Consider the following 5,550-nt stretch of genomic DNA (forward strand, 5'->3'; position numbering starts at 1 on the left):
ACAAAGCCGCAACCCTACCACCGCTTTGCCTGCACAAACCCTACTCCTTCGCCGCCGGGCGCGGCTTTGGTGCGTGGCGCTGTACGCCGAGGATGTCGAGTAGGAAGGTGAAGACCGGAATCCCCACGATTAACCCCCACGTACCCCAAATATGTTCGGCAAACAGCAACACGACGAAGGTAAAGAAGATTGGCAGCTGAGTCCGGCTGCTCATGAACTTAGGGTTGAGTACGTACGACTCCAGGATATGGATAATGATGATCATCACGATAATGGTGACGACATCCTGCCAGCCCCCCACCGTGTACGCAATAATTGACAGTGGCACGACCGAGATAATGGCCCCCGCAACCGGAATTAATGACAGCAGGAACACCATGATTCCTAAACTAGGTATATTCGGCATCTTCATGAAGATAAGGGTCACCACCGTAATTACGGTATTGACCATGGCAATCACGATTTGGGCCTCCAGCACGACACCAAACGTGTTTATGAACTTCTTGGCAAAGAAACTGACGTCCTGGAAGAACCAACCAAACGTCGAATCCACAAACTTCTGGCCGAATTCATTCAGACGGTCCAACTCAATGGTGTAGAAGAAACTTAGCAGTAGTGATAGCAGGAAGGTAATAATCATGCCACCGATACTACTAATGGCGCTCAGCAACGTGGTAACCGAATCCTGTAATTGTTGCTTCAGGTTGAGGGAGGACAGTTGCTTGAGGCCCCACTGAATTATCTGGTTGTTATCAAAGGCCTTGCTGTTGTAAAAGTCGCTGACGGAATTAAATAAATGGATACTCTGCCGCCCAATCATTGGGGCGTACCGGGTAATCGCGTAATATAGCGCCGCCAGTAACAATAAGTAGACTGGGATAACGACAAATAGTGGCCGTAACCGCGGTATCACCCGCTGCACGCCACGAATGAGTCGCACAATCAAAAAGGTAAAGATAAACGTCAATAAAATGGTACTCATGAGGCTGCGGACTAACCACAAAACCATGATGATGACTAGTAAAACCGTGAGCCGCCGCACTCGCGTATGTTGGACAAAACGTTGATATGGGGTCATCCGAGTCCTCTACTTTCTTCATTAAACAAAAGCCGGAACCGTACAAGCGTACAGTCCCGGCGGTCAATTCTTTGGTTAGTTAGTCTTCTTTAGCCGTCGAGTTAATGGCGACGTCAGAGATATCACGTGGAGGCTGGGCCGCAAGGTGCGCCACTACGGACGTCAAAACCGGAATCGGCGTGGTGAAGTCTTCGCCAATCCAGCGGACCGTGACCGCGTATAAGCCGGACGTCACGAATGACTGCCAGAATTCCGCGTAGGTGCCGGTAAACCACGGACGCTTGACGTTCTTATCGAAAAACTTGCCAACCGTACGGGCAAAGGCGTCGTGCAAAATCTGGTCGCCACCAGATACAATTGCGAGCCGGAACCGCGCCGAGTGATCCCGCACAAATTCGAAGTAACGCGGAATGATGTGCTCCGCGTTGAGCGGCTCGATATCAGCCAACTGGTCAATTAAGTGGTCCATTTGTGAACTAAAGTAATCATCCAGGACGTCCTGCTTGGACTTATAGTTGCGGTAAAAACCCATCCGGGAGATCCCCGACCGCTGCGAAATCGCGCTCACCGTAATCTCGTCGAGCGGTTGATCCTCCATCAGCAGGAACAACCCTTCCTGGATACACTCGCGGCTAAACGCTTGCTGTTCACGCGTGTACTCAGTTGCCATGCCGTCACCTCCAATACAGTCGGTACTTGCTTGCTCTTCATTAAACCACACTTTAACGTTACCGCCAACACATCCGTGACACGAACCCTTTACGTGTCACGGATACGCCCCGCCAGTGGTGTAACGGTCGTTGGCGGCCATTCACATTCACCAAGAGCTAAATTGTGAACAAGATATTTATAACACTTTTACTGTATTGGAAAAATTAAAATTCCGATATTTGACGATTCAACTTTGCACCGTAGAGCGATGCGGCCGCCAACACGCTCGGTGCTGACGGCCACTGACGTCAATCTTAGCGGACCACGATGACGCTCGACTTCGCGTTACGGGTCACAAACGCCGAAACGCTGCCCAGGCGGTGGTTGGACCGCTCGTGCGTGCCCACAATGATGAGGTCGGGCTTAAATGCCGGTGCCACCTCTTCGACGATGACCCGACCCGGCTTACCCTCAGCCACAATCGGTTGGGCGTCCTCCACCCCAAACTGCGTCGCCTTGTCGACGTACGTGTCGAGGTGATGCGTAATCTCCGCGCGCCGTTGTGCTAACACATCGGGTGACAATGACTGAAAAATATTCATGTCACCAGTCTCCAGCACCGACACGATACCCAAAGGGATACCGTACACCTTTGCTAACGTGCAGGCGTAGTTGAACGCACGCCGACTAGACTCGTCGTCATCATCGTCAACCGCCAGCAATAAGCGTTTAAAGTGTAGTGATTCAACCTGAAATTCTTCTTCAGTTGCCATTAGTTGCCTCCTCGAGGTTGCTCTTCATTTCTGCAAAATAACGTTTATACAGTGTATTATACCCGAAAAACAGTCGGTGTATGAGCAACCACCGGCGAATACTGAAATCTCTTGGTTCAAATAAGGTTGTACCCACACGCCCTTCATCCATCAGTCTGAGAGCACGTTCCTTCAAGTGGCCGTCCGGTGCATAGCGTTTAAAGAGCCGCCGTGTGACCCCCAACCACAAATAGGCGCGACGAGGATCGTCATTGGCGTAAACCGTATCGAGCGCGTCGAGATCGTGCGTCACGTAATCACGCACTAACCACTCGGCAACGTTATAGCCGTTAAGGGTCACAAAGTACCCGCTTCGTCCCGGGCGCATGTTAATTTCGAGTAACTTGTACGTTTGGTCCCGGTAATCAAACTTAATGTCAAAGTTGGCGATACCGGTGTACCCGACACCCTCTAAGAAGGGCTGCACCAAGTCATAAAGTTGTTGGTCAAATTCCGGCAGCATCGCCATCACGTTGCCCAAAGCTGCGGGTGACGGGTCAACCAGTAGCGGGTGCCCTAACGCCATCAGCTTGACGTGATGCTGAGCGTCAACGTAAACGTTGAGCACACGCATATGACTGTCATCCCCCGGAATGAAGTCTTGCAGCACCAAGTCGTAGCGGTAATCCTGCTCGTAAATCCGGGCCACAATAGTGTTTAACTCCACCTGTGAGTGGATGGTAAACACCTTTTTGCGCCCCTGGAAACTGATATCCAACCACTCCACGGATTCCGTGGGTTTCAACATGACTGGAAAACTGTACGGTGACGTAATGGATACACCACTATCATACATGGCGCGGGTAATAATTTTCGTATCGGGATACGGCAGCCCGTACTCCGCACACAGGTTATAAAATTGCTCTTTATCGTTTAGTTGTTTCATCAAGCTGTAGTCGACGCTGGGACAAACAAAGTACGCACTCAATTCTTCTTTGTGCCGCGCAACCAACTCCGCGTACGTATCGGTGCACGCAATCAATAGTAGTGGTCCTTGCTGCGCGTGTGCGGCAGCAACTTTGACCATGGCCGGCACAAAGGCCGTATCGGAGTCCAATTCTGGAATAATGTGGACGTTCACGATGCGCGACCACTGTGTCGGTGCGAGTTGGCGACGAGCATATGTATCGACCGGTTTGCCGGTTAGTGAGTAGAAGTTGCGCGCCATGCCGTAAACGGTGGCGTCGCTGCCCAGCAAGATCGGCTGATAGTCGTTCGGACTAGCCATAAACAATCTCCCTTTGGTATCTTCCTGATCAATAGTGCGCTTCCAGTATAACACAGGGGCGGCCTCACGCTAGTAAGCGCTTGCAACGTGAGACTAAATTATCCCCCGAAGGCACCAAAATTTACCGGTGCACATTAAAAGACCCGGGCACTTCTCAAAACCCGAGTCTTTAAGTTAAGGATGCATCACACACGGTTAGAAACAACTGGTATTTTGTGATACTTACACCTCTAAACAAATTTTATTCAACTGGTTGGTAATACCCTGCGTGTTGACGCCCGTCTACCTCAAATACTTGGTTTTCGTTTGATCTCTACAGGATCCGTTTAATTAACGGTTGTCACCACGTTGGTCATTCTGCTGGTAAAACACATTGGAACAAACCGGATAAATCGTTTTGCTGACTATGCTTCAGCACCCCTCTCGGTGATGAATCGTCATCTACAACTGTTACCTCAAACTACTGTTGGCATCGGAATCAAATCCCCTCTTGACCACGACCAGCTTGCCACTGCAATAAATACTGGTCACTGACGCGGTACCAAAACTCGATACTCTGTGCGCTTGGTTATTCTGGTTTCGACCTGTAACACTAGAGGTACAAGTAACTGTGATGCTTGTTGTGCCCTACATAGCTTCCCCCGCAAAGATGCATTTGCGGTTTTGACAACGGCGTCGTTACGCGTTAATCCGTAACTTTACCTCAACAGTTCTAACTCACCTACTCAGTCGGCTACGCTTCACACGCTTGCCGTGACACTTACAACCCCATCTGTGGGTTGTGGTACTCCTGACTATTCTGCTGTACCTGTTAAATGCTCATCGTGGATCAACCTACTACCGACTTCTTCACGTCTGCTTCAGGCTACCACTCCGCGCCGTCGTCCGTTTGGCAATTAAATAACCACCTCACTTCACAAAACCATGGTGCACAACTACCGCTTGCTGCCCGGCACCATTTGCCACGGGTTACCGGACTATGAGAAGTTAAACTTGGCTAGCCCTGTGTGGGTACCGCCTCCTTAACTACAACCTTATTATAGCGTGGGTACCGCAGAAATGCAAGCGCTCCCATAAAAATATTTAAGTCCCGTTTTATGGGTATAAAATCACACATACTGCTCAACAACGGTGGCTCCAGCGCACCAAAAAAGGCCGACCAGCAGTCAGCCCTGTGATGTAACGCTCAGCGTAATTATTCTGCTAGCTGCCAAGACCTCAGTCGCTGCGCCGCGATGGTCAACGACACGGCGGCATCCGGTGACAGCAATTCCTTGACCTGATCGTGGGCACCAGTACCCAGCACTGCGCCGATAACTTCCAAACCAAACTTGATCAACTCCAAGTCCTTCTTGGCGGAATAGGCACCGTCCACGACCGGCGTCTCGTGGTTGTAGGTGAAGTTAACCTTGTCACCGCTAATCGACCCGTCTACGTGGTTCACCATGATGCGGTCATCGGTGGTAACCAAAGGAGCGCTATCACCCAGCAAGCTCAACTTGTGGTCCGACTCCCCTTCCAGATAAGCCTCCTGGTTTAAATCCGGATAGCTGGCTGCTGGATTCTGTAACACACCCAGATAATCGACCGCTTCGTTAATCGCGTCCGCATTTAAAACCGTTTCTTTGGCCAACAACTTATCCGTATCGGCCTCCAACTGGTCGGCTAGAGCCGTAACACTAAATTGATCCATGATTGTCCTCCGTTAATGCACAATATCTGCGTATATTGTACCACAAGGCTAAGTTCGGCCCAAACTGATTGTTACCGTAGTGGTCGCC

The 5,550-nt window shown here is 50.5% G+C and carries 5 protein-coding genes; all 5 read right to left on the bottom strand.

All coding sequences use genetic code 11. The features are described 5' to 3' along the window. Positions 1-40: 40 nt before the first annotated feature. Positions 41-1,078, bottom strand: a complete 1,038-nt coding sequence (locus LPA02S_RS10505) for an AI-2E family transporter (protein WP_054651658.1) — start codon at positions 1,076-1,078, stop codon at positions 41-43. Between the two features lie 79 nt (positions 1,079-1,157). Beyond that, positions 1,158-1,748, bottom strand: a complete 591-nt coding sequence (locus LPA02S_RS10510) for a TetR/AcrR family transcriptional regulator (protein ID WP_054651657.1) — start codon at positions 1,746-1,748, stop codon at positions 1,158-1,160. 295 nt (positions 1,749-2,043) lie between these two features. Further along, on the bottom strand, positions 2,044-2,502 hold the full coding sequence (locus LPA02S_RS10515; RefSeq protein WP_056956300.1) for a universal stress protein: 459 nt from the start codon (positions 2,500-2,502) through the stop codon (positions 2,044-2,046). Further along, positions 2,492-3,769, bottom strand: a complete 1,278-nt coding sequence (locus LPA02S_RS10520; protein ID WP_054651655.1) for a carboxylate--amine ligase — start codon at positions 3,767-3,769, stop codon at positions 2,492-2,494. Before LPA02S_RS10520 ends, LPA02S_RS10515 begins: the two co-directional genes overlap by 11 nt. Positions 3,770-4,964: 1,195 nt before the next feature. Further along, a complete protein-coding gene (locus LPA02S_RS10525) occupies positions 4,965-5,462 on the bottom strand; it encodes a hypothetical protein (protein ID WP_054651653.1) in 498 nt (165 codons plus the stop codon). Positions 5,463-5,550 lie beyond the last annotated feature (88 nt).

This window comes from Lacticaseibacillus pantheris DSM 15945 = JCM 12539 = NBRC 106106 (assembly GCF_001591865.1).
Lineage (GTDB): Bacteria > Bacillota > Bacilli > Lactobacillales > Lactobacillaceae > Lacticaseibacillus > Lacticaseibacillus pantheris.

Excerpts from the sequence above, each read along its gene's own strand:
- LPA02S_RS10525 (WP_054651653.1), bottom strand. The coding sequence starts at position 5,462 with ATGGATCAATTTAGTGTTACGGCTCTAGCCGACCAGTTGGAGGCCGAT.
- LPA02S_RS10515 (WP_056956300.1), bottom strand. The coding sequence starts at position 2,502 with ATGGCAACTGAAGAAGAATTTCAGGTTGAATCACTACACTTTAAACGC.
- LPA02S_RS10520 (WP_054651655.1), bottom strand. The coding sequence starts at position 3,769 with ATGGCTAGTCCGAACGACTATCAGCCGATCTTGCTGGGCAGCGACGCC.
- LPA02S_RS10510 (WP_054651657.1), bottom strand. The coding sequence starts at position 1,748 with ATGGCAACTGAGTACACGCGTGAACAGCAAGCGTTTAGCCGCGAGTGT.
- LPA02S_RS10505 (WP_054651658.1), bottom strand. The coding sequence starts at position 1,078 with ATGACCCCATATCAACGTTTTGTCCAACATACGCGAGTGCGGCGGCTC.